Here is a 25982-nt window from a genome sequence, read left to right as displayed (position 1 = left end):
TGTCTGGCAGTTTTCTTTAACATATTAAACAATCGAACTCACCGCCTTGATTTTAGGCAGTGAGTTTGATTGTTTTTACTCCATTTCGACGATGTAACAGTTTTTTACTGACACTTGCTTATTATAATTCCCCACAGGAAAGATAAACGTCCACGGCATACTAGTTTGGCCCTCTATTATGGGGGTGGGAAGAGAAAACGTGTGCATAGATACAGGTATATTATTTTCTATATACCGTATAGACTTTTGATGGAATGAAACAGGGTGGCTGCTAAAATTATGGATAAGCACTGTCACTAATAACGCATCTTTGTAGTTTTTCGCACGCCACAATACCGTAAAATGAAGTTTCTTCGCTGGCCATAAATAGGTCTCATAAAAAGCTTGTTCGATTTTGTCACGATCTCCCGCTGATATTGTCTTGTCCCAGGCTGATTCATACGTTAGCTTTTGCATTTCATTCGATATCCTCCCTAGCGTTATCCTTACATAATATACGTACTAGTGTATCACGCTTATCGGATCAAATAAAATCTATTAGTAGTATGTGCGTATTGATATGGGCTCGTATACGAGAAGCGGTCCAGAACCAGTAATTGATAGTGAATGGTGGCCAAATGATGGTCTTGTAAATGTCATTTCTGGTAAGTATCCAACCGGGGAACCGCATAAAGCTATTGATGAGGATATTAAAAAAGGGGAATGGAATTATCATCCTGTTCAACAAACCTGGGATCACCTGGATTTCATTGGACTAAGTGCAGCACATGCCATCGGTGTTAGAGAGATTAATAATTTCTATTTAGATATGGCGAGTGAGCTTCATGATTTACCTGAACAATAAGGGATAAGTATTTATTCCAAGGATGTATCATGAAAAAATAAAAAGAATCGTTGTCCTGTCGATGAGGATGACGATTCTTATGCTTTGTTCTGTATAGATAATCTTTCTTTGTTTTTGTCTTGCGGGTGTGTAAGTCAAGCTGTGCAAATGGACTACGATACATTTCCGGATTCAATCTTCCCTCCCGAACAGATTTTTCTCTCCTTTTACGTGCGTTGGATTTACTCACGGTATCACTCCTGAAAAATATTAATTAGTATTATAGTGAAAACGTATTTCTTTTTCAATGCAATACAATGAAAAAGAAAAAAACATACAAGCGACAAAGGGAAGACACAGCAGCGCTTGTATGTTTTTCTTATTTTAATATACTTTGTCACCGTTAAAAATTGAATTTTTAACTACAACATAATCAACCGTACGAATTGCATCCAATTTGGTTCCGCCAGCATAGGAAATGGACGATTGCAAATCTTGTTTCATCTCATTCAAGGTATCTTGCAGCGGACCTTTATAGTCTACGTACATCTTCTTGCCTTCCACGTTTTTCTTTTCCCCTTTTTGAAATTCAGACGCAGAACCAAAATATTCTTTATAGCGTTTCCCGTCATTTTCAACTGTTTCACCAGGCGATTCTTCGTGCCCGGCAAATAAAGAGCCGATCATAACCATGGATGCGCCAAAGCGGATGGACTTGGCAATATCGCCATGGGTACGAATTCCCCCATCAGCAATAATTGGCTTGCTTGCAGCTTTAGCACACCATTTCAAGGCCGCTAGTTGCCATCCCCCTGTGCCAAATCCGGTCTTAACTTTAGTAATACACACTTTCCCGGGCCCGATACCTACCTTTGTTGCGTCAGCACCAGCATGTTCCAACTCCCTAACCGCTTCCGGAGTCCCGACATTACCAGCGATGACAAAGCTTTCTGGTAGTAGCCGTTTGATATGCTGAATCATTTTAATGACAGCAGTGGAGTGCCCGTGTGCAATGTCGATTGTAATATATTCTGGTGTAAGTTTCTCATCCGCCAATTGCTGGATAAATGCATATTCATTTTCCTTTACACCGACGCTTATTGAGGCAAATAGTCCGCGTTCCTGCATATCTTTAATGAAGTCACGACGCTTTTCCGGTTCAAACCGGTGCATGACGTAAAAGTAGTTATTTTCAGCAAGGTATAAGGCAATTTTTTCATCAATAATGGTTTGCATATTAGCTGGAACTACAGGCAAGGCAAAGGAACGCCCGCCAAACGTTATTGTTGTATCACATTCCGAACGGCTTTCGACCAGACATTTCGCTGGAATTAATTGAATATCTTCATAATCAAATACATTTTCCATGATGAACACCCCTAAAAACGAATAATATGTTATTTTTAATAAAAAACGTTCGTCTATAAATAATATACTCAAATTATCTGCAGGTGTCAATTGGAGGGTAAAAATAGTAATTAACGTATGGTTAGCGAGTATTTTTACGGGGAAAAAATACTAGAACCAAAAACAGGCTATAAGCAAATGAAAAATTTCAGTGCTGACCTGGAAGAAGAAAGAGGCGATAAGCAGGTGGGAAAAATGTTGATTCATATTATAACGGATTAAATGCAGCTTATATTAAGGGTTAAAAATCGAAGAACGGATAGCGCTTTGAAGGAAATTTCTCCAAATCACAGGTGAATTGGCGAACCATCTAATTATGGTTCGCCAATTACAGTTAGAGCAATATATGGATAAAAATAATGAAAAATAGACTCATGCCTATATAGATATGCCATTTACGTTTACGAACTGACGGCCAAAATAAGCGTAACCATCCAGAAATAACCATCGCGGTTAGAAGCATACCAGCTATAAGGCCTGCTATCATTTTATGCCATTGAAGGTGCAGTCCATATCGGTGAATCACCATGATGGCATGAATCATCACAATAACGAATGCTGTTGTTCCTGTCCAGCGGTGGAATGGAACGATTTTTTTGGAGAAGTTGGCAAGTTTGATTTTAGTTTTTCGTTTTGGCGTGTTTCGAATGGTTGAAAACACCGCTTGCCGTGTCCAATTAAATAGGAAGAATAACAGTCCGATAAACCCGATAACAATATGTATATTTATTAAAAAACTACTTTTAGAAATTTGCCAGACCGCTACAAGGAGCAGCAACAAATTTGCAAAGAACCATTTACTCATAGAATCGCCTCTGGATTATATTCTAATATAAAATATAACGTAAAACATATGTTTAAGGAAATACATGTAACAAGATTATTGAAAATAAACAAATAACAGTGCATTTCCTGTATAATAAAACGACATACATAATGAGAGGATGAAACAAGTATGAAGTATTTTGCTGTTTTTTCACCAATGCTTGATGCAGAAAAAAGCGAGCATTACCGGCCGGATCATTTGAATTTTATCCAGAAGCAGTTAGATAATGGGCGCATCTTTGCTAAGGGGCGTTTTGCGGATGGAGCAGGTGGTCTGGTGATTTATCAAGCGAATGATTATGCGGAAGTGGAAGCTCTTGTTAAACAGGATCCATATGTTGTTAAAGGTGCGCGAGGATATGAGATTCATGAATGGGAAATGTCGCAGCAGTAATTTGCAGAACCTCATCGTTTATGACCAATAATATCCTTGAAAATGGGCAACCTACCGTAGACTACAGAAAATCAGGAGGGTCCATAGATGTCAGAGGATAATAAAAATCGCAATAAAGATAAAGGAAGACAAAATAATAGGACAAGACATGACAAAATTGGTAAAAACGATGCGGAATTTTCCGAGGATAGTGAGTTTCTTAATTTAGACGGTAAGAAAAATAAACGTAAACGAAAATAAAATTTGGTAACACAAGAAGGCTGCTCATTTAATGTTGCGGCCTTTTTATTTTTGTACAGAAAATAGGGGATAAGTGTAAAAGATAATCATTTCGGGTATTAGTAATGATCAGGGAGAGAAAAATGGTTGTGAATGTATAAGTCATTCATAATAATGATGCAATAGGGTTATTGCTTCGTTATATAACTATTTTTGGGAAGATCCTGCTCGACGGGGGTTTGAAAATTATATGAAAAAGTATTGATTATCATGCGAAAGTACATGGATTAACTTTTCATTTTATCCCGTCTTAACGGGCAGTAAGACCCCCACTTCGAGATTTTGAGGTGGAACTAATAAAAATAAGTCGGGATCGACTGCATGACAGTCTCGTTCTTAGCCATTGTTCTCCTGTCTCAGTGGGGGAGAAAGGGCAGGCTAACATCGTCACATCCTTATGCCTTCGCCCGTACCTGCACCAGCACGTCTGAGTGCGTCGAAAACCCCCACTGAATGCAGTTCACTTTATTAGCTTACCTTAGGAGTGTTACAAATGCGTGTGACTAAAATAAGCATGACCTTCATATTAATAGCAATTCTGTGTTTATTAAGCGGCTGTGATCAAATAGCAGTTTTTGATCCAAAAGGACCGGTTGCAGAAAGTCAGCGAAATCTAATTCTATACTCCTTGTATTTTATGGGAGGAATTATTCTTGTTGTGTACGTGGCGTTTACGATTATGGTGATCAAATATCGTAATCATAAAAATCGAACGGACAAAAGCTATGATGGGGATATGCATGGGAACAATCTGATTGAATCAATTTGGACGATTATCCCAATCCTCATTGTAACAGCTTTGGCTATTCCGACGATTAGCATCTTATTCGATTTAGAAAAACCCCCGGATGCCGAAGTAAAAGGCAATTCGAAAGATCCGTTAGTTGTCTATGCAACATCGGCAGACTGGAAATGGATTTTCAGTTATCCAGAAGAGGGGATTGAAACAGTAAATTACTTGCATATTCCTACTGATCGGCCGGTTGAATTCCGATTGTCTTCCACCGGATCGATGGCCGCCCTTTGGATACCAAGACTTGGCGGGCAAAAATACAATATGGCAGGGATGGAAACCTTATTGTATTTGCAAGCAGATGACCCGGGGACTTATGTAGGCCGAAATTCTAATTTCAATGGGGAGGGTTTTGCTGAGCAAACATTCAAGGTGCATGCTGAAGATGCTGCAACCTTTGATGATTGGGTGGAGGATAAACAGACAAACGCACCAAAATTAACCCAAAAAACATATGACAAATTAATTAAACCGGGCCTTAGCGATAAACATACGTTTTCATCCACCCATTTAGATTGGGTGAATCATGGAACGCATCCTGGAATGGATTATCAGATAAATCGTTATCGAAAGGCTTATGAAACACCACTTGAACTGGAACGTAAAGGTGTAAAAGAAAGTATAAAAAAAGAGGAGAAGAAAGTTGGTGAATCATGAAGCTCAGTGAATTATTCGTTACCGGTGAACCGCTGATTTACGGCGGGATGGTCGCCATTGTACTTGTCACGTCCGCGATTATCTTTATCCTAACCTATTTTAAAAAGTGGAAATGGTTATGGCGTGAATGGCTGACAACGGTAGATCATAAAAAAATTGGGATTATGTATATTTTAAGTGCATTGGCAATGTTATTTCGAGGAGGAATGGATGCGTTGATGATGCGCACCCAATTGGCTTTGCCGGATTGGAACTTTCTCAGTGCACAGCATTACAATGAAATTTTTACAACCCATGGAACAGTGATGATTATCTTTATGGCCATGCCATTTTTAATTGGCCTGATGAATATTGTTGTTCCATTGCAAATTGGGGCAAGAGACTTTGCTTTCCCGTTTGTCAATGCGATCAGCTTTTGGGCGTTCTTCTTTGGGGCCATGCTGTTTAATATATCGTTTGTAATTGGAGGGTCCCCTGACGCTGGGTGGACCAGTTATACACCATTGGCTGGAGCGGCAATGAGCCCAGGTCCGGGAGAAAACTTTTATTTACTAGGCCTGCAGCTTTCCGGTATCGGGACATTAGCAACCGGCATTAACTTAATGGTTACTATCCTGAAAATGCGGGCACCCGGCATGAAGATGTTTAAAATGCCGATCTTCACGTGGTCGTCATTGATAACATGTTTTATCATTATCTTTGCCTTTCCTATTCTGACAATCGCACTGGCACTGCTGACGATTGACCGGATTTTTGGGTCACAATTCTTTACCCTGACCGGTGAGGGCTTGCCAATGATGTGGGCAAACCTGTTTTGGATGTGGGGCCATCCAGAAGTGTACATTGTTGTCCTGCCGGCGTTTGGAATTTTTTCTGAAGTGATTGCAACGTTTGCTCATAAGCGGTTGTTTGGCTATAGTGCGATGGTATGGTCGATTATCCTTATCGCTGGACTGAGCTTTCTTGTATGGGTACACCATTTCTTTACAATGGGTGCAGGTGCATTTGTCAATTCGGTGTTTTCTGTTTCGACGATGCTTATTGCTGTACCAACAGGTGTGAAAATATTCAACTGGCTTGGAACGTTATATAAATCAAAAATTGAATTTTCGGTTGCGATGCTCTGGGCATTAGCGTTTATTCCAAGTTTTGTAATTGGCGGTGTCACAGGAGTTATGTTAGGGATGGCTGCTGCAGATTACCAATTCCATAATTCGTACTTCCTGATTGCACACTTTCATTATGTGCTGATTGCTGGAACGGTATTTGCCTGCTTTGCCGGCTTGACTTACTGGTATCCAAAAATGTTTGGCCTTAAATTGAATGAAAGGCTGGGAAAATGGGCTTTCTGGTTCTTCCTGATTGGTTTTCATGTTTGTTTCTTGCCGCAGTATTTTATTGGCTTAGATGGTATGCCAAGAAGGGTATTCTATATTATGCCGGAGTGGTTTTCACTTAACTTCATTTCTACCATTGGCGCATTTGGAATGGCAATTGGTTTTGCGGTTTTCGTTTATAACGTTTACTATAGTTTCAAATTCAGCCCGCGGGAGGAAACGGGTGATGCCTGGGGCGGACGGACACTGGAATGGGCGACACCAACACCGGTACCGCCGTACAATTTTGCTACATTGCCTCAGGTAAGCGAATTGGACGCTTATATGGAAATGAAAGAAAAAGGGGAGACAACCTTTGATCCGAAAAAGTTACATCCAATCCATATGCCAAGCAGTTCAGGCAAGCCATTTATTATGATGTTGATCCTGTTTTGTGCAAGCTTTGCGCTTGTCTTTGAGTGGGTCCCTATTGCTGCTGTGTTGTTAGCTGGAGGCTTTGTTATGATGATCATTCGGTCGTTTGACTATGATGAGGGTTATCACATCAGTGTCGATGAGATAAAACGTATAGAACAGAATAGGAGGGGATTAAAGCATGAGTGAGCAACACGTACAGTCAAAACCACTTGAATATCAAACGGAACAGGGGCAGTTAAATATTCTTGGGTTTTGGATTTTTCTTGCTGCTGAGCTTGCATTATTTGCAACCCTGTTTGCGACTTATGCGGTGCTATATGGTCGTACTGCAGGTGCCCCTGGTCCTGGTGAGCTGTTTGAACCAGCTGACACACTGATCATGACATTTTTACTGCTTACAAGTAGTTTTACATGTGGAATTGCTATTCATGAAATGCGACGCGGTGCGAAAAAGAGTTTGATGACCTGGCTCGTGGTTACATTAGTCCTGGGATTCGCATTTCTAGGCTTTGAAATAAATGAGTTTATGTCGTATGTAAGTGAAGGGGCAACATTACATTCCAGTGCCTACTGGTCAGCATTCTTTATCCTGGCTGGCACCCATGGGTTTCACGTAACCGTGGGTACAGTTTGGATGATTTTATTGCTAATCCAGTTGGGACAACGAGGTATTACGAAAATAACCAGTCGAAAAGTATTTATTATTGGGTTGTACTGGCACTTTTTGGACGTGGTCTGGATTTTCATTTTTACCAGCATTTATTTAATTGGGATGGTGGTGTGATATGGAACAAAAAACAAAACGAATCCCTGTACAGCATATTGTTGGTTTTGCTTTATCGTTAGCCTTGACGGTGACTGCTGCATGGGCAGCACTCGAATCTGATCTTCCAAAAGGTTGGGTTATTGCGGGCATTATGGCGCTTGCTGTGATTCAGGCAGCGATTCAACTTTTTATGTTTATGCATATGACGGAATTTGCAAGCGGCAATGGGCATGCACCGTGGAATATGATGTTTCACGGCTTTGTAATAGTCACGATTGTTGTCGCTGGATCCTTGTTTACGATGTCGTATGGTTTTGGACATCACCATGATCATGACGGCGATATGGATCAACACGAGCATATGGAGCATGAGCAACACCATTAGAAAATGTATAAGATGTGTAATAGCAGCAGGTTCGCTATTTACTGGGATTACCCTTTTCATCTCATTCTGTTTCGCTGTATAGTATTAATAAAAAAGCCTCTCTTGTTTAAAGAGAGGCTTATGCTTATTAGAAAGTTGTTGTTGGTTTGTTTGCTTTATCATATGTCCTGATAATGCGAATTAAGAACAACACCCATGCAACTTCGGCAATTATCATGCTAAGATAAAACATTATCCACATAATAGAGAATGCATGTGGCGCCGTATGGAATAGGGCCTCATAGTAATAAACCCACATTCCCACAATCATAACGGTTTGCACAACAGCAAGCATTTTCTTTTTCAAATGAATGAATAAGAATGGTGTGAGTGTCGCCAGCACCATAAACATTACGATAATACCCATCGGAAATCATCTCCTAGTTGATAGTGATTCCTGCAAACGTTTCCTATACATATATTGTAACAGATATGTCGAAAAAAAGACACAAAAAGTTCATAAATGGGTAAAAAAATGTAGTGGAAGTGGATGTTGAACTTGAACTGGACATAATAAAAATGGATGCACTATTAGCATCCATTTTTATTATTGGTAAAGCCCAGGGAATTATCCAGGTAGGCATGTTGTTTACTGCGTTTGTTCATATTTCTTTGTTTCAAATAGATCGATTAGCTCAACTTTCGGGTGTTTTTCCGTAAATAAACGTAAGGAAAATTCATTTTTAAATAAAACAACAAAATTTCCTTCCCGATCTTTGGTAAGCATGCTTCGTTCATCAAATAGCGATTCATCAGGCTTTTCAACTGTCAGCCAGCGCGGAATTCGTTCGCCGACGGACTCCAGCATTACTTCGGCATTATATTCGTTTTTCATCCGATATTTAAATACATCAAATTGCAGCTCGCCAACCGCCCCTAATATATTCGCATCGGTGTGATATCCTTTATATAATTGGATGGCGCCTTCCTGCACAAGCTGTTCGATGCCTTTCTTAAATTGCTTGGATTTCATTACGTTTTTCGCCGTTACTTTTTTAAACAAATCCGGTGGGAATTGTGGTAATTCATCATATTCAAAAGAATGTTTACCCTCAACTAATGTGTCTCCGATCCGATAGGCATTTGGATCGTAAATACCGATAATATCGCCTGCATATGCTTCTTCTACGGTTTCTCTGGACGAGGCGATAAATTGCTGCGTTTGTGAGAGTTTGATCGGTTTATTAGTACGAGCTAATTTGACGGTCATACCACGTTCAAATTTTCCAGAGCAGACTCGTAAAAATGCTACCCGGTCACGGTGGGCAGGATTCATGTTTGCTTGGATTTTGAAAATAAATCCGGAAAAGTCATTGTTTTCGGGTGCAATAACCCCTTCTGTTGATTTTCTTGGTGCTGGGCCAGGTGCCATGGAAATAAAGGTATCGATAAATGTTTGCACACCAAAAGGTGCTAATGCACTGCCGAAAAATACCGGAGTTTGTTCCCCGGCTAGAACAGCATCCAAAGAAAATGCATCACCGGCTTCGTCTAATAATTCCAGTTCTTCTTGCGCGGTGACGAATGCTTCCTGAGATACTAAATCGTGGTGGCTACCGTCACTTAATGCTGTGAACGGAATTGTTGTTTCTTCTTCATTTCCATTAAATTGCACAAACTGGCGCTTATCTCGATCAAAAATACCGAGAAATCGTTTGCCCATGCCGACCGGCCAATTCATTGGGCAGGTTTCAATATCTAATACGTCTTCGATTTCATCCATCAATGCGAATGGTTCCTTTCCTTCACGGTCAAGTTTATTAATAAACGTGAAGATCGGGATACCACGCATACGACAAACTTTAAATAATTTGATTGTTTGTGCTTCAATTCCTTTTGTGGCATCAATAATCATGACCACACTGTCAACTGCTGTCAATGTCCGGTACGTATCCTCACTAAAGTCCTCGTGACCGGGTGTATCCAGAATGTTTACTTCATATCCATGATAAGGGAAATTCATGACACTGGAAGTAACTGAAATGCCACGTTGTTTTTCTAACTCCATCCAGTCTGAAGTCGCAAATTTACCCGACTTCTTTCCCTTAACAGTTCCGGCAAAGCGAATTAAATTGCCATATAATAGTAGTTTTTCGGTTAATGTTGTTTTTCCCGCATCCGGGTGCGAAATTATCGCAAATGTCCGTCGTTTATTAACCTCATCATGCAGACTCATATAAAAATCCCTTCCATTCTATGGTTATGTTTCATGTTTATTCACTTTAAGCCTCCAGGGATTTTGCATTTTACATCGGAATAATGCTCCTTTTTGAAAGTTTTTTCGCACTATATATCATACCAACTATATATAGGAAGTCAACTGATGGGATGAGGGGACACAGTCATTGATTTCCATGCGAAGATCGTATGGATGGCGCATAATCCGAGATACTAAAAAGGTATCTCTACGTAAAGTTTGATATTCGTGTTAATGATGAGGAAGCGTTTCTTTGATTTGAAAGGATAGTTAACGACGAGGATAACAGCTGTATTTTTCACGAAATTCACGCTAAAATTACTTTTTTATCATGCATTGAAATCAAAAATAGAAACGAGTATTCTAATCGTATTGTATAAAATGTATAACTACAAAAAATAGAATTGTCGTATTATTCTAAGCAACATGTATAGAAATGAGGTTAAAAGGATGAAGAAAGAGGAAATATTAAATACGATCCCACAGCATGGGTTTTTTGGGCATCCCAAAGGACTTCTGACATTATTTTCGATTGAGTTTTGGGAACGTTTTTCTTATTATGGTATGCGCGCAGTGCTCCTATACTACATTTATTATGAGACAGCACATGGTGGGCTAGGATTAGATAAAACAACAGCAACATCGATCATGTCCATTTATGGTGCACTTGTTTATATGTCAACCATTGTTGGTGGATGGCTGGCAGACCGTATCCTTGGGAGTAGAGCAACTATTATATACGGTGGAATTCTAATTGCACTTGGTCATTTGGCATTGTCTGTACCAGGCAGTGTACCGGCACTATTTATATCGATGGCATTAATTATTTTAGGCTCAGGTATTTTAAAACCGAACTTATCTAACATTGTTGGTGATTTATACAAAAAAGAAGATTATCGGCGAGATGCTGGCTTCAGTATTTTTTACACCGGTGCAAATGCTGGTGCGTTACTTGCGCCGCTAATTGTCGGTACGATCGGTCAAACGTATAATTTCCATTATGGGTTTGCGATCGCTGCAATTGGGATGGTGATTGGTTTAATCTGGTATGCGTTCTCTTCACCAAAAACGTTAGGGGAAGCCGGCCGGTATGTACCTAATCCAATCTCTCCAGAGGAAAAGAAAAAATTAAGTCTACGCTTTTCTGTTGGTGGGGTAGTAATCCTAGCTGCTTTGATTACAACTATTTTAACAGGACTTTTAACGATTAATCGATTTATCAATGTGATTAGTATTCTGGGAGTTGTTATTCCAACTGTTTATTTTCTAGTGATGTATTTTAGTAAAAAGACAACACAAATAGAGAAATCACGATTACTGGCTTATATTCCATTATTTATTACGGCCATGATGTTCTGGTCGATTCAAGAACAAGGCTCAACTATATTTGCACGGATTGCAGATAGCCAAACGTATTTGGATTTTGGCTGGTTGCATATACAGTCAAGCTGGTTTCAATCGATTAATCCATTTTATATTGTATTTTTAGCACCATTATTTGCAGTTGCATGGACAAAACTGGGAAAACGGCAACCAGCAACACCTGTTAAATTTGCAATTGGCGTCATTTTGTCCGGTGTATCATTTCTCATCATGGTTATTCCGTTTATATCCGGGGCGGATAAGATCAACTCATTGTGGCTGGTATTAAGCTTTTTAATTGTAACGTTAGGCGAGTTGTTCTTATCCCCAGTTGGGGCCTCGGCAACGACTAAGCTTGCACCAGCAGCATTCGCTTCCCAAACGATGAGTGTATGGTATTTATCGAATGCTTCAGCCCAAGCAATCAATGCGCAGCTGGTACGGTTTTATCATGTTGATACGCAAGTCATTTATTTTTCAATTATTGGTATTGTTTCGGTGGTTCTTGGCGTTGTTTTATGGTTTTTTTCTGGTAAAATTCATAAGTTAATGCGTGGTGTTGATTGATTAAGATAATTTGATGACGAGCAGGGGAATGAAACCTCTGCTCGTATGTATCAGGGCATTCATTTTTTGTATTATGTTTATTCAATTAAAAAAACAGGATCTGTTTAAAAAGTGTTGTTATTTGTATCGTTAATTACTATAATATACATTAAGTAAAAATATTCCTTCAATTACACATCATAACTTCTACTTCATAATTTACATCATTAGTTACCCACTAAATGAAAGCGTTTTCAGTATAAATCTATTGTTATGAAAAATTTTTCGTAGAGCAATTAATTACGCATGATTATTAAACAATACAAAATAAATTTGTAAGGGGAGAAGAAAAAGTGAATAATCTTACTGTTTTTTTAGAGACGTTCCCACTACCCGCTGTTATTACAAATGATAATAATCAAATACAGGTATGTAATACTACTTTTTTAAAATTGGTTTCGTGCGACCCAGTAAGGAAAAATATGACAGATCAATTTGGTGAATGGCGGGTTTATGACGGTAACTTTATTTCTGTGAAATTAAGGGGCCAACCCTATACATTAATTCTTGACCGCATAAGAGTCCACGGTAAAGAATTAATGCTATATTTTGTTTCCAATGGCGGATTAACCCGGTTGATAGAAGAACGAAAGGATTTAGAAAGGCTGATTGATACAATTGTGGAGAATTCACTTGATGTGATATATATTACTGATCGTGATGGAAACACATTAAATGTTAGTTCTAGAATTGAAAACTTTTTTGGTTTTCCAAAGGAAGATTTTATCGGGAAAAATGTGATTGAATTTGTGAAAAATGGTAAATTCAATGAATCTATGACCTTAAGGGTACTAAAGAAAAGAAAAATAATAAATTCGATTGCCGGAATCGACTCGTTAAAGTTGAAAACAGCAATTCCCGTTGTTGATGAAACAGGGGAAATTTATAAAGTTGTTACATTCGTTCGTAATATTACTGAACTCAATAAAACATATAATGAACTGAATAATGCACGTAAGTTAAAAAAACGCTATAAAAAAGAATTAGATAATATAAAAAGGCACGATATTATTATAAAGAGTAAAAAATTGAGCGAAGTATATGAGACGGCAGATCGCATTGCAAATGTTGATGCTACAATTTTAATACTTGGTGAGACTGGGGTAGGAAAAGATCTATTAGCTAATTATATTTATAGAATGGGAGACCGATGTGAAAAAGGGAGATTAATTAAGGTTAATTGCGGTGCGATCCCCTATGATCTTTTGGAGTCTGAATTATTTGGTTATGAAGCGGGCGCCTTTACAGGTGCAAAGCAGACTGGAAAAACTGGTATGTTTGAATTGGCACATCAAGGCGTATTATTTTTAGATGAAGTGGGTGAGTTACCACTTGCATTACAAGTCAAATTGCTCCGGGTCATACAAGAAAAACAAATCCAACGAGTTGGTTCAACAAAATCGAAAAAAATTGATGTAAGATTAATTACCGCGACAAACCGTAATTTGAAAAACATGGTCGAGACAGGGGGATTTAGAGAGGATTTGTACTATCGACTAAATGTTGTACCAATTACTGTTCCTCCTTTACGCGAACGAAGAGAAGAAATATTACCTCTTGTTCAATCATTTATTCATAAAATGAATAAAAGGTATGAACTAAATAAATCGTTTAGTAAAGAATTAAAAGAATTTTTTTATCAATATGCGTGGCCAGGGAATGTTAGGGAGTTATCTAACTTGGTTGAAAGATTGATCCTTACTATACCGCATCATGTTATTGACAGAAAAGATCTACCGCAAGAATATCAGAGCATTGAATTAACTCCTGAATGCTTATTAAACGTTCACAATGGGGAGCAAGTCAAAAATCCAAGAATAAAACCATTACGAACCGCATTGGAAGAGGCAGAGCGTGATATTTTAGCTAGTGCAGTTAAAAAGTTTGATAGCACATATAAAATTGCAAAGGCGTTAGAGACTAGTCAGACGACAATTGTAAGGAAACTAAAAAAATATAACTTAAAGTTAGATTAATAATGTCCTTTAAAAACATTGTGTAATATTGAAGTATGATCAAGGAAATTCAGAGATGATGTTTATATTCATTATATTCCATGCAGAGTGGGAGATAGGCACATCCAGATCCCCTTTTTGAGCAATCCCCGCCATTTAGTTTAACTGAGTTAAATCTAACTTAATAAGTTATATGTGGTTTATAAAAAAAGTGATTTGGGTTGAATTGAGTTACTTATGACTTAATATTATTTTACTTAAATGTGAAGTAATATTTATTGGATACATAACCTGCATAAAAACCGTAATCAATAAGAAAATGAATTTTTACTCTCTTCTATTCACAATATTGGCATAATTATTGCAATATAAATGACGGATAGAAAACTTGGGAGGTGTTAATGTGTATCATTAATTTTACCGATTGGTGGGTTATTATTTAAAGGTCACTTAAGCATTAATAGACACATGGGGGAGGTTTTATTATTTCGGATATTCTCCAAATAAAAATAGCTACCGATGATAATATGGGAAGTGTGAACGTTTATGTTATAACCGGTGATCCCGTGACGCTGATAGATACAGGACTTCCAACAAACCAATCTTTTCAACAACTAAGAAGTGGTTTAGCATCGATAGGTTTTTCCCTCCAAGATATTGAGCAGGTAATTATTACACATATGCATGATGATCATATGGGCGGAATTACCCTGATTCAGAAAGAGACAAATGCCACTGTTTATGTACATGAACAAGCAAGGTTTGAAATTACAGGTGGGAATTCAGAATTTGTTCGAATGGAAAGTTATATTCGAAAATTTGTTGAAGGATGTGGCACAAGGAAAATTAATACATCCAAACGACGATATCATGAAAAACAATGGGAATGTGTAAATTATCTTAGGGATGGGGACGTTATAAATGCCGGGGGAAGAAATCTCGAAATAATTTATGTCCCAGGACATAGTCAGACTGATATTTGTTTGTGGGACCACAATTCTGGAGATGTCTTTGTCGGTGATTTTTTATTACAGCACACTAAAGTAAATGCATTTATTTCGCCACCGCCACCGGGGCAAAAAAGTCGTCCAAGACCATTGGCGCAATTAAGAAGGTCATTACTCAAGATCCGCAATTTTCCTTTTAAAACTATTTATCCAGGTCATGATAATCCATTTACTGACCATTGTCATGTTATTGACGAAAGGTTATCCAAACAAGAAGACAGATGCAGAAAAATTTATGAGGTGTTACAAGTAGGTCCAAGTAGTGTTTATGAGATTAGTAAAGTAATGTTTCCGTGGTTAAATGATGAATCCATATTTTTAGGTTTATCAGAGGTTCAAGGTCATTTAGATCTTATGCAGGACGGCTCTCAAGTTTGTTCGGAAATGGTCAGGGATGTAACATTTTATAAGTTAAATGATCACTCTTAAACTTAAACTAGAATGATTTTACATTTAAGTATGAAACAATATAAGGAAAACCAAATAAATATGATTTGAAAATGATTTCGATGAGTATCGTTTTTCCTGATATTACTATCTAGTGTCTTCTTACGGTAAGTAATTGACGATTAAGGGTTCTTCTTAGTAATGAATCTATAGATCTGTGATTGATCGATAAAAGAATAGGTTTGAAAAGTATAATCTAATATTTTTAACTAAGGAGTTGTATGGAATGGATTTCACATTGTCTGATGAACAAAGGATGGTACAAAAAACAGTTAGGGATTTTGTTAATAAGGAGTTGAAACCACTTGAACAAGAAGTATTGAAGAACGAGAGAGAAGGGAAGCCTGGGATTTCCAAGGGAAAAGGAGAAGAGTTGCAAAAAAAAGCAAAAGATATCGGATTTTGGGGCATCAATACACCTGAAGAATTTGGGGGAGCGAACCTAGGTGCTATGATGTCAGCATTAATCGCAATGGAAATGGGACGTACTTTTGTGCCCTTTAGCTTTGGTGGATCTGCAGATAACATTCTTTATGATTGTAATGAAAAGCAAAAGAAAAAATTTTTATTCCCGGTTATTAATGGCGAGAGAAGATCTTGTTTTGCTATAACAGAACCTGGAGCAGGTTCTGATGCAAGAAATATAAAAATGCCAGCTATAAAAGATAATGATCACTGGGTGTTAAATGGTGAAAAAGTTTTCATAACTAATGGAAATGAAGCGGATTTTGCCATGGTTTTTGCAGTAACTGATAAGGAAAAAGGAGCTAATGGAGGGGTTACTTGTTTCTTAGTTGATCGGGATATGGGTTGGCGATCTGAATATATTCATACAATGGGAGAATGGGGACCAGCGACACTTATTTTTGAAAATGTACGTGTACCAGAAGAAAATGTGTTAGGTGAAGTTGGGCAAGGTTTTAAACTTGGAATGAAATGGATCGGTCAAGGAAGATATATGATTCCAGCTCGTGCAATTGGTACTGCAGAAAGACTGCTTCAAATGGCGATTGATTATTCCCAAACGCGTGAAACATTTGGTAAGCCTATTGCAGAAAGGCAAGCTATACAATGGATGATTGCGGATTCTGCAGTAGAAATTGAGGCTGCTAAATGGATAGTATTACGCGCGGCTTGGATGGCGGAAAAAGGCATGGATGCTCGTCATCAGTCTTCTATGGCAAAATTAAATGGTGCTATTATGGCTAATGAAGTAGTTGACCGTGTATTGCAAATACATGGGGGTATGGGATATACGAAAGAATTACCAATTGAACGCTGGTATCGAGAATTGCGACTCACACGGATTTTTGAAGGAACAGATGAAATCCAGCGCCGCACGATTGCACGAAATCTATTAAAAGGGCATGTAAAAGTAGGAGAATTATTGTAATAATAACTACCTTTACACAATAAAGACCCATTAAATGTATAGAATATTACGTGAAAGGTGGGTATAAATGAATTCTGGAAAAACTGCTGCAATTGTTGGAGTTGCGGAATCAGACCTAGGGAAGACCCCAAATAAAAATGTTTTACAGCTTCAGGCACAAGCTGCTAAAGCAGCATTAGACGATGCTGGGTTAGGTAAGGACGACGTAGATGCCTTGTTTACTGCTGGTAATTGGGCTTGGGCGCCAAGTTTAATGTTAGCGGAGTACCTGGGGATTCAATCAAAATTCATGGACGCAACAAACATAGGAGGAGCATCATTTGAAACTCATGTAGGACACGCGATGGCTGGAATTGAGGCAGGTTTATTTAATGTTGCCCTAATTACGTATGGAAGTACTAATCGTACAAATCCAGTGAATGCATCATTTAATGCGCCTTTGACTACACAATATGAACAACCTTATGGATTACCAGGAACGGTAGGATCATACGCTTTAGCTGCAATGCGACATATGCACCAGTATGGTACAACTTCAGAGCAATTGGCGGAAATAGCAGTAGCAACTAGAAAATGGGCAACTTTAAACAAAAAGGCATACAAACGAGAGCCGATAGAAATATCTGACGTACTCCATTCGCGTTATATTGCTGAGCCTCTTCATTTATTGGATTGTTGTTTGGTTACAGATGGAGGTGGTGCAGTTATTGTGGCATCGAAAGAGGTGGCATCAACATTAAAAAAACGGCCTGTGTGGATATTGGGACATGGAGAAGCTAGTTCACATAATTCTATTGTAAACATGCCTGATTTTACGGTGACGAGCGCTTGTGAATCGGGACAAAGGGCGTTTGAAATGGCAGGTGTTTCACAATCAGAGATTGATATAGCGGAAATATACGACTCATTTACGATAACCGTCCTCCTAACACTTGAAGCCTTAGGATTTTGTGGATATGGGGAAGGTGGGGCATTTGTAAGTGGACAACGAACTGCACCTGGTGGTCCCTTCCCTATGAATACAAATGGTGGTGGACTTTCTTACTGTCACCCAGGCATGTACGGAATATTCCTGCTAATTGAAGCTGTAAGGCAATTAAGGGGTGAGTGTGAAAATAGTCAAGTAAGTAATGCCAAAATTGCATTAGTACATGGTACAGGAGGGGTATTATCCTCTACTTCGACTGTTATCTTGGGGAGGGATTAATAAAATGGCTCAAAAAATTCCGAAGCCTATACATGATGACGAATCTAAACCTTTTTGGGATGGCCTTAACAATAACGAATTGTTGATACAACACTGCAAATCATGTGATCACAATATTTTTTATCCACGGTCGCTTTGTCCGAACTGTTTTTCAGATCAAATTCATTGGTGCAAGTCCAGCGGGATTGGCAAGATTTATAGTTATACAGTAGTACACCAGGCTTTTGGTCTGTATAAAGATGAAGTTCCATACATTGTAGGGATTGTTGAGTTAGATGAAGGTGTAAGGATGATGACACGTATTATTGGCCAACGCAGTCAAATTAGGATTGATAATCGAGTGAAGGTAATGTTTAGACGAATAGAAGATGACTTTACGCTTCCATATTTTCAATTGGTCTAATAAAAGGTTAGCGATAGTTGTTAAGTAGGATGAACATTTTATAAAGACCTATTATTCATAGGTATATTTAAAATGGTAATATACGGAAGTCAAATTCTTCGTTTGACCTTTACACTTACACTTAGGAAGTGAAAGTAGATGAATTATATTGATGGATAAAAAAGTGTTTTTTTTGCTTGGATTCATCATGTTCTTAACGATGACGGGATATGGAATTGTCCTTCCTACATTACCTTTTATAGCGGATGATTTGAGATTGACATCGTTTCAAATGGGATCTTTAATAACTGGATGGGCAGCTTCTCAATTAATCTCTGCTCCAATTTGGGGGCGTTTTGCCGATAAAATGGGCAGAAAACCTGTACTGATATTTGGACTTTTTGGTTTTGGAATAGCTTTTCTTATTCTACTATTAGCCCAAAATTATTGGCAGTTGCTTTTGGCACGATTAATTGGAGCTGCTTTGAGTTCTGGTACGCACCCGGCCGTTTTTTCTATCGTAGCCGATTATTCAAATAAGCGGAATCGAAATATTTCCATAGCAAAAATGGGGGCGGTAAATGGTCTGGGTTTCCTGTGTGGGCCAGCAGTTGGTGGACTGTTTACACCTTTAGGGGTGACGGTGCCATTTATTGTGGCGGGTACCTTAGCGTTAGTAACTATACCTTTGGCGTCGATTTATATTAAAGAGCCCAAGCTAAAAGAAATTCAATTAAATGAAGATGACTCCACTTCTTTTTGGCGTTCGGTTTTAATGGTAACTAAAACAGGATATTGGGATTTATATGCAATTACGTTAGGCTTATCTTTGGCAGCATCCAGCTTTTTTGGTTTATTAGGCTATTTTATGATAGCACGGTTTAGTGCTAGCGCAATTTTTGTTAGTTTAGCTTTTAGTGCACAGGCGGGAACATCGGTAATTGTTCAGTTTTTCATTCTGCGGAAAATCTATGAACTCTGGGATGAAGAAAAGATATCAAAGATTGGTCTGGTCGTTGTTACTGTTGGCTATGGTTTGATTGCCCTGGCACCAGTTACATGGGTAGTAATTGCAGGGTGTTTATTTACTGGTTTTGGCCAGGCATGTGTGCGGCCAACAGTAATTTCACTCCTGTCTAAGCGGGAAGGGATGGGGCAAGGAATAACAATGGGATTGCAACAATCCATGGATAGTTTGGGAAGGATAATTGGCCCGCTATGGGGGGGATGGATATTTTCACTAATGATACCGGGACCATTTTTAACATCTGCACTCATAACATTGCTGCTGCTCGCGATATTGTTAGTAGTTAATTCAGATCACCGTTTAAACATGCCAAGAATTAGAGAAAAGAACTCTAGAATGTAAGTTTTAAGATTTAGTTTTGATAGGGAATGAACATAAAATAACCATGTTTTTCAAAAGTAATGTAAACGCTTTCCTTAAAAAGTGATTTTTGTGGAGGGATAAAATGCTTCTTACAGAGTTATTAGAAGAAAATATTACAGCATTTGGTGAGTATTCTTTTCTTTATTATGAAGAGAAATCCTACACAAACGTAGAGACACAAAGCATGGCTAGAAAAGTTTCTGGGTTAATAGGTTCACTCGGAATAAAAGCTGGTGAACGGATTCTCGTTTGCATGCCAAATTGTCCAGAAGTTATTTTTTCTTACCAGGGGATCTTACGCTCAGGATCAATCGTTATCCCTGTAATGTATCTGCTACATGAAAATGAAATCAATTATATTTTAAAAAACTCGGAAGCAAAGGCCATTATTACTTCTTCTTTTCTTTTAAGTAAAATGGTAAGAGCCACGGAGAATTTAAAAGAAAAACCTAAAATTATTTGCATTGACGCTCCACACGGAAATGACCTCGCTGAAAATAATGATGTGGAAATTATAGAGTGGGAAAAAGCCTTAATTAAAGTAGATATAAAAGAAGAAAGGCGTCCAGATTTAACAGACAATGATGTAGCAGTCATTTTATATACTTCCGGGACAACAGGGATACCAAAAGGAGTCATGTTAACACATAAGAATTTATATGCTAGCGCCTCAAATGGTTCATCTTTAAGAAATGGTGATAGGGGAACTACCCTGGGGGTATTACCGCTAGCACATATTTATGGCTTTGGAGTTATGAATGGTTTAATTATTCAAGGAAATTCCATCGTTATTTTTGCTAAATTTGATGCGGAAGAAGTATTTAAAGTGATAGAAAAATTTAAAGTAAAATCTTTTGCTGGTGTTCCCGCTATGGTACACGCAATGGTTAACAACCCGAATTCTAATAAGTATGATTTATCCTCTTTAGAGGTTGTTGGTTCAGGTTCTGCAGCATTACCAATTACGCTAAGAAAACAGTTTCAGGATAAATTTAATGCAGAGGTACATGATGCCTACGGGCTGTCAGAAGCATCACCGGGTGTTGCTGCACAACGTAATGGTATGCCAATTAAGGAGGGATCGGTTGGAATGCCAATACCGGGGGTTAAAATCAAAGTGGTAGACGCAGAAGGAATTGAATTACCAGCCGGAGAAGTTGGAGAACTTTTGGTTCAAGGTGATAATGTCACCCCTGGATACTTCCGTAATGATAAAGCAACTGGCGAAGCACTTATAGACGGTTGGCTTCACACCGGCGATATGGCAAAAATTGATGAAGATGGTTATTTATTTATTGTAGACCGTAAGAAGGATTTAATTATACGAGGCGGATTCAATATTTATCCACGTGATCTAGAAGAATTAATTGCAAAACACAGAGCTGTATCTGAAGTCGCAGTTATTGGTGTACCTTCTGAGAGAATGGGCGAAGAAATACTTGCGTGCGTTGTGAAGAAGGAAGGGGAAAGTGTTAGTGAGCAAGAATTGATAAATTATTGTCAGGTTCATCTTGCTAAATATAAGACTCCAAGAAAAGTAGTATTTGTACATGAACTTCCAAGAAATGGAGTAGGTAAAATCTTAAAGATACGTTTGAAAAAAGCATACCAGGATTATAAATTCTCTGTTTAATAAACTATTCGATGATTTACAAAAGAGGAGGTATATTTAATGGTTAGAAAACTCTTTTACGAACGTGAGCTTACATCTTACCCAATGGGGCGAAAAAGGGCTTGGTTTTTGTTTATCGTAATACTAGCTAACTTTATTGCAGCATATGAGGCACAGATTTCACCTGTTATTCCAATGCTTATGCAAGATCTTCAAATGGATCTTACAACATATGGCTTAATTGCAGCGGTTTCTGTGGTATTTGCTGGTGCTTCTGCCTTAATATTTGGACCATTAGCGGATCGCTATGGCCGAGTTAGATTTTTGGTGCCGAGCTTGCTATTGACAGGGGTAGTTGTCTTTAGCATGGTATTTGTTAAGTCAGTAATGGGATTGCTTTTGGTTCGAGTGATTTTGGGTATTGTGGAGGGGGCATCAATTAGTACAACAGCAGGATTGGTCCGGGATTTTTCACCAAGAATGGGTCGTGCCATGGCTTATGCATTATGGACATTTGGTCCTGTCGGTTCTAATTTTTTTGCTAATGGATTGGCAGGTTGGACGCTCCCGATTTTCGGTACATGGGAATCCCAATTTTATATACAAGGAATTATTGCGTTAGGTTCGGCAATTTTTATTATGTTATTTATTTCAGATTTATCTCCTCAATTACGTGAGCAGATTGTTACCGGGAAGGAGGACATCAAACAAATTAACAAAAAGATAATAACGAAAAGGCCAGAAGAACAAAAAAAGGGAGGGATGCTATCTGTCCCTCACATTGTAGCATTGAGTATTGGAATTTCTCTATTTTTAACAACATACGTAACGATTCAAGCATATGGTGCAACATTGTTAGAGCAAGGTTTCGATCTAAGCAATTCACAGGCAGCAGCGGTTGCAAAATATTTTTGGCTGTTTAACCTGTTTACATTAGTTATCGCTGGTTGGATTTCTGATAAGTTAATGCTTCGAAAAATTATATCTTTAATAGGAGCTATTGCTGCAGTTCTTTATATGTCATACTTTGCATCTTTATTTGGTTCAACAATTTCAGAGGGACACCTAATAATTTATACATCTCTTTTGGGAGGTCTTATAGGAATTGCTTACGGCCCTTGGATGGCACTGTTCTCAGAGAACGCTGAAGATATTAAAGCGTCTTTACAGGCTTCCGCATGGGGACTTTGGGGGTTTGCCGTAAGAGTTGTTGGTTTTTCTGTAACATTAATTGCACCAATAATTGTCGCAGCACATGGTTGGGGTACGTGGATGTGGATAGCCGCAGTTGCAGGGATGATCTATATTCCACTATTGTTTATGGGAAAAGGTCCTTGGTTTCGTAACCAAATAAATGATGTAACCACTGAGCCAGCCGTTACTCCCGTAGAATCAACAAAATAATCTATTGCATTATATTTCATAAGGAAAGGAATTAAATCGAAATTCACCAATTAGGAAGGAAAAAGACTTGGCAAATTTATCCCGTCTTAACGGGCAGTAAGACCCCCACTTCAAGATTTTGAAGTGAAACTAAAAAAGATAGGTGGGGGTCAACTGGATGACAAAGGTCCAATCCTGTTCTCGGCCTGCACGATACAGGTCACAAGGGCCTTGCAACTCAGGTGTTCTCGTTCTTAGCCTTTGTCCTCCTTCTGTCTCAGTGGGGATGAAAGTGCAGGCTAGGTACGCCAAGTCCTGGGGATACGCCTGCATTAGAACATGCTATTCGTCGAAAGCTTCCACTGAATGAAGCGACGCTTTATTTTAACTTGACATTCAAAAAATGAATAGTTAGAATAATGGTAACCGCCAGAAATTATAGTAAAACATCGGGGAAGTGTTTGGACTTGTCATTACGCGAACAAAAAGCTGCGAAGAAAAAAGAAGACATGATTAAATCCGCTGTAAGTATTATTAGTGAAAAAGGCTATCATGCCACGACGATGGAGGATATTGCTTCCAAGCTGCTGATGACCAAGGGATCTGTTTATTACTATTTTAAAGATAAACAGGATTTGTTATTTCAAAGTCAAAAGATGTTATTGGAACAAAGCATTGCACACATTGAGAAAATCAGCAATGAAGACTTACAAATAATAGAAAAGCTCCGTAAAACGATGCTGGTACATATTGAATATCTGATTACAGAAAGGACCGGTTTTGCCATGGGAGTGAAACCGGAGCAATTTTTCATAGGGGGGCAATTAGCAGAGATTCTGCGTTTGAGGAATCAATATAGTGAGTATATCGATGATTTGTTACATGTGGGGATCGAACAAGGTGTGTTTGCGGAGGTAGATATAAAGATTGTTCGCAATATTATATTAGGGGCAATGAATTGGGTGATCGAATGGTACTCGCCTCACGGTCAGAAGGATAAAAAGGGATTGGCTCAATCTATATCCATGTATTTGCTACGAATGCTTATTAAGCAGTAATAAAGTGAGACTTCATTCAGTGAGGATTTCGACGAATATAAAGGAAGGTGTGTAACAACCATGCAAATCAAAAACAAAATAGCACAAATGAAAGAATCAATGGAAATCCCAGTGATTATGGCGCCTATGTTTATCGTTAGTAACCCAAAAATGGTTATCAGCGCCTGCGCTTCAGGGATTGCCGGTACGTTCCCCGCTTTAAATGCCAGAGCGGGTGAGATCCTGGAGGAGTGGATGCAAGAGATTAATGCGGATTTGGATCAAATCAAGCAGCAACGTCCGGGGGAAAAAGTTGCTCCTTGGGGTATTAATTTTATTGTTCATCGGTCGAATAAACGGTATGTGGAAGATTTAAAATTAATTGAGAAGTATCAGCCGCCATTAGTTATTACATCATTGGGGGATCCTGGCCCGGTTGCTGAAATTGTGCATGCATATGATGGTGTTGTTTTCTCTGATGTGATTAACATAAGATTTGCCAAGAAAGCAATTGAAAAAGGTGCGGATGGACTCGTTCTAGTCGCAGCGGGGGCAGGGGGCCATGGTGGTACATATAATCCTATTTCGTTTGTGCATGAAGTACGGGGATTTTTTGACGGACCGCTTGCATTATCCGGCGGTATGACCAAAGGAGAAGATATTCTTGTAACTGAATTACTGGGAGCTGACTTTTCGTACATGGGGACACGGTTTATCCCCGCCAAAGAAAGTTCTGCACAAGGTGGTTATAAGGACATGATTGTGGACGCTTCGATTGAGGATATCGTTTATACCGATGCATTTAGCGGTGTGAATGCCAATTATTTGCTTCCGAGTATTACAGCTGCAGGACTCGACCCGGGCAATCTACAGAAAAAGGAAAAGGTTGATTTCTCTCAGCTGCGAAATAAAGAGGTAAAGGCATGGAAAGATGTTTGGGGTGCCGGCCAAGGTGTAGGTTCGATCAATACGAGCCAGTCTGTGGCGCAAATTGTGGAAGAATTGAAGACGGATTATGATGAAGCTATTGAAAAGGTATCAAGAAAAACATCGATACAAAAACAATAATGCAGGCACTAAGGAGGTGCACAGATGACGGAAGTTGTAGAGATAAAGAATGACAAGCAAATTTGCTATATTACCATGAACAGACCAGATAAGCGGAATGCTTTATCCGTTGAACTTGTTACGAAAACCATTCATGCTCTAAAGGAGGCGGAGAAAGATGATCACGTAAGAGCGATTATCCTGTCCGGAGCAGGAAAGGCATATTGCGCCGGCGGTGATATCGATGCTATGAGCAGCAGCAGTAATTCGGCGGATGCAATTACCTATATGGAAACAGCATCATCATTAACCAAAACAATTCTCCATTTGAATAAATATGTAATCAGTGCTGTTCATGGTTTTGCTGCTGGGGCAGGATTTAGTCTTGCATTGGCATCTGATTTCATCATTGCTGATAAACAAGCAAAATTCGTTGCCAGTTTTCGAAACATCGGGTTGGTTCCAGATTTGGGATTAATCAAATTGCTGGCAGAAAGCGTTCCATCGCCCATTGCTAAGGAGTGGGTCGCTTCGGGGAAACCAATTAGTGCCGATACACTTTATGAAAAAGGATTGATTAATCGGTTAGCAGAAGGTAAAAATATTGTCAAAGAAGCAGCTGAATTTGCGCAATTTATCGTAGAGGGGCCTCCATTTTCGAATAAGTTCGTAAAGTATCTATTTAATCATGCAGGCGAATTCTGCCATGAAGCAAGCTTGATGCAAGAAAACATGATTCAGTCATTAATGTTTCAGTCAGAAGATGCAAAGGAAGGAATTCAGGCCTTTTTGGAGAAGCGGCCGGCTCATTTTACTGGCAAATAGAAGTGAAGAG

General features: G+C 38.7%; 25 protein-coding genes. 19 read left to right on the top strand and 6 right to left on the bottom strand.

Annotated features, from left to right (window positions below; translation table 11 throughout):
• Window positions 1-75: 75 nt before the first annotated feature.
• Entirely contained in the window at window positions 76-456 is a 381-nt protein-coding gene (locus tag WMZ97_RS03780; RefSeq protein ID WP_343270724.1) for an SLAP domain-containing protein, read from the bottom strand.
• A 103-nt stretch (window positions 457-559) separates the two neighbouring features.
• Here WMZ97_RS03780 and WMZ97_RS03775 point away from each other — a divergent pair, with 103 nt between their 5' ends.
• Window positions 560-844, top strand: coding sequence for a lipase-like domain-containing protein (locus tag WMZ97_RS03775; protein ID WP_343270723.1), 285 nt, complete (start codon window positions 560-562; stop codon window positions 842-844).
• Here WMZ97_RS03775 and WMZ97_RS03770 read toward each other — a convergent pair.
• The 3 genes from WMZ97_RS03770 to WMZ97_RS03760 form a co-directional block, all read right to left on the bottom strand.
• A complete protein-coding gene (locus tag WMZ97_RS03770) occupies window positions 789-1073 on the bottom strand; it encodes a hypothetical protein (protein WP_343270722.1) in 285 nt (94 codons plus the stop codon). The two genes, WMZ97_RS03775 and WMZ97_RS03770, sit on opposite strands and share 56 nt — an antisense overlap.
• 134 nt (window positions 1074-1207) lie before the next feature.
• Complete coding sequence (gene guaC, locus WMZ97_RS03765) at window positions 1208-2191, bottom strand: GMP reductase (RefSeq protein ID WP_343270721.1); 984 nt, start codon at window positions 2189-2191, stop codon at window positions 1208-1210.
• Window positions 2192-2564: 373 nt separating this feature from the next.
• Window positions 2565-3035: a hypothetical protein gene (locus WMZ97_RS03760; RefSeq protein WP_343270720.1), complete on the bottom strand. Its 471-nt coding sequence runs from the start codon at window positions 3033-3035 to the stop codon at window positions 2565-2567.
• A 150-nt stretch (window positions 3036-3185) separates the two neighbouring features.
• Between WMZ97_RS03760 and WMZ97_RS03755 the strand changes: the two genes are divergently transcribed.
• The 6 genes from WMZ97_RS03755 to qoxD all read left to right on the top strand — a co-directional run bounded on the left by WMZ97_RS03755 (window position 3186) and on the right by qoxD (window position 8083).
• Entirely contained in the window at window positions 3186-3449 is a 264-nt protein-coding gene (locus tag WMZ97_RS03755; RefSeq protein WP_343270719.1) for a YciI family protein, read from the top strand.
• Window positions 3450-3536: 87 nt separating this feature from the next.
• Window positions 3537-3689, top strand: a complete 153-nt coding sequence (locus tag WMZ97_RS03750; RefSeq protein ID WP_343270718.1) for a hypothetical protein — start codon at window positions 3537-3539, stop codon at window positions 3687-3689.
• A 532-nt stretch (window positions 3690-4221) separates the two neighbouring features.
• Window positions 4222-5178 carry a cytochrome aa3 quinol oxidase subunit II gene (gene qoxA / locus WMZ97_RS03745; protein ID WP_343270717.1) on the top strand — a complete coding sequence of 319 codons (957 nt, stop codon included), beginning with the start codon at window positions 4222-4224 and terminating at the stop codon, window positions 5176-5178.
• A complete protein-coding gene (qoxB, locus tag WMZ97_RS03740) occupies window positions 5175-7118 on the top strand; it encodes a cytochrome aa3 quinol oxidase subunit I (protein WP_343270716.1) in 1944 nt (647 codons plus the stop codon). Before qoxA ends, qoxB begins: the two co-directional genes overlap by 4 nt.
• Window positions 7111-7716, top strand: coding sequence for a cytochrome aa3 quinol oxidase subunit III (qoxC, locus tag WMZ97_RS03735; RefSeq protein ID WP_343270715.1), 606 nt, complete (start codon window positions 7111-7113; stop codon window positions 7714-7716). The genes qoxB and qoxC overlap by 8 nt, the downstream gene beginning before the upstream one ends.
• Window position 7717: 1 nt before the next feature.
• A complete protein-coding gene (gene qoxD / locus WMZ97_RS03730) occupies window positions 7718-8083 on the top strand; it encodes a cytochrome aa3 quinol oxidase subunit IV (RefSeq protein ID WP_343270714.1) in 366 nt (121 codons plus the stop codon).
• A 127-nt stretch (window positions 8084-8210) separates the two neighbouring features.
• Here the strand turns inward: qoxD and WMZ97_RS03725 are convergent, their stop codons facing one another.
• Together WMZ97_RS03725 and WMZ97_RS03720 are read right to left on the bottom strand one after the other, a co-directional pair.
• Window positions 8211-8489: a hypothetical protein gene (locus tag WMZ97_RS03725; RefSeq protein ID WP_343270713.1), complete on the bottom strand. Its 279-nt coding sequence runs from the start codon at window positions 8487-8489 to the stop codon at window positions 8211-8213.
• A gap of 222 nt (window positions 8490-8711) precedes the next feature.
• Window positions 8712-10298, bottom strand: coding sequence for a peptide chain release factor 3 (locus WMZ97_RS03720; RefSeq protein ID WP_343270712.1), 1587 nt, complete (start codon window positions 10296-10298; stop codon window positions 8712-8714).
• A gap of 471 nt (window positions 10299-10769) precedes the next feature.
• Between WMZ97_RS03720 and WMZ97_RS03715 the strand changes: the two genes are divergently transcribed.
• From WMZ97_RS03715 to WMZ97_RS03660, 12 genes are all read left to right on the top strand, one after another.
• A complete protein-coding gene (locus WMZ97_RS03715) occupies window positions 10770-12248 on the top strand; it encodes a peptide MFS transporter (protein WP_343270711.1) in 1479 nt (492 codons plus the stop codon).
• A 332-nt stretch (window positions 12249-12580) separates the two neighbouring features.
• Entirely contained in the window at window positions 12581-14263 is a 1683-nt protein-coding gene (locus WMZ97_RS03710) for a sigma-54 interaction domain-containing protein (RefSeq protein ID WP_343270710.1), read from the top strand.
• 515 nt (window positions 14264-14778) lie between these two features.
• Window positions 14779-15678: an MBL fold metallo-hydrolase gene (locus tag WMZ97_RS03705; protein WP_343270709.1), complete on the top strand. Its 900-nt coding sequence runs from the start codon at window positions 14779-14781 to the stop codon at window positions 15676-15678.
• Window positions 15679-15922: 244 nt separating this feature from the next.
• Window positions 15923-17089, top strand: coding sequence for an acyl-CoA dehydrogenase family protein (locus WMZ97_RS03700; RefSeq protein ID WP_343270708.1), 1167 nt, complete (start codon window positions 15923-15925; stop codon window positions 17087-17089).
• Between the two features lie 67 nt (window positions 17090-17156).
• A complete protein-coding gene (locus WMZ97_RS03695; protein ID WP_343270707.1) occupies window positions 17157-18296 on the top strand; it encodes an acetyl-CoA acetyltransferase in 1140 nt (379 codons plus the stop codon).
• Window positions 18297-18300: 4 nt separating this feature from the next.
• On the top strand, window positions 18301-18699 hold the full coding sequence (locus tag WMZ97_RS03690) for a Zn-ribbon domain-containing OB-fold protein (protein ID WP_343270706.1): 399 nt from the start codon (window positions 18301-18303) through the stop codon (window positions 18697-18699).
• 151 nt (window positions 18700-18850) lie between these two features.
• Window positions 18851-20047: an MFS transporter gene (locus WMZ97_RS03685; protein ID WP_343270797.1), complete on the top strand. Its 1197-nt coding sequence runs from the start codon at window positions 18851-18853 to the stop codon at window positions 20045-20047.
• Between the two features lie 103 nt (window positions 20048-20150).
• The gene (locus tag WMZ97_RS03680; protein ID WP_343270705.1) at window positions 20151-21701 is read left to right on the top strand and encodes a class I adenylate-forming enzyme family protein; all 1551 of its coding nucleotides are present in this window, start codon (window positions 20151-20153) and stop codon (window positions 21699-21701) included.
• Between the two features lie 39 nt (window positions 21702-21740).
• The gene (locus WMZ97_RS03675) at window positions 21741-23084 is read left to right on the top strand and encodes an MFS transporter (RefSeq protein WP_343270704.1); all 1344 of its coding nucleotides are present in this window, start codon (window positions 21741-21743) and stop codon (window positions 23082-23084) included.
• Between the two features lie 446 nt (window positions 23085-23530).
• The gene (locus WMZ97_RS03670) at window positions 23531-24121 is read left to right on the top strand and encodes a TetR/AcrR family transcriptional regulator (RefSeq protein WP_343270703.1); all 591 of its coding nucleotides are present in this window, start codon (window positions 23531-23533) and stop codon (window positions 24119-24121) included.
• A 60-nt stretch (window positions 24122-24181) separates the two neighbouring features.
• Window positions 24182-25168 carry an NAD(P)H-dependent flavin oxidoreductase gene (locus tag WMZ97_RS03665; RefSeq protein WP_343270702.1) on the top strand — a complete coding sequence of 329 codons (987 nt, stop codon included), beginning with the start codon at window positions 24182-24184 and terminating at the stop codon, window positions 25166-25168.
• Window positions 25169-25192: 24 nt separating this feature from the next.
• A complete protein-coding gene (locus WMZ97_RS03660; RefSeq protein ID WP_343270701.1) occupies window positions 25193-25972 on the top strand; it encodes an enoyl-CoA hydratase/isomerase family protein in 780 nt (259 codons plus the stop codon).
• Window positions 25973-25982 lie beyond the last annotated feature (10 nt).

The organism is Lentibacillus songyuanensis, from assembly GCF_039548255.1.
Taxonomy (GTDB): Bacteria; Bacillota; Bacilli; order Bacillales; family Amphibacillaceae; genus Lentibacillus_C; species Lentibacillus_C songyuanensis.
This window is presented reverse-complemented; position numbering and strand designations above follow the sequence as displayed.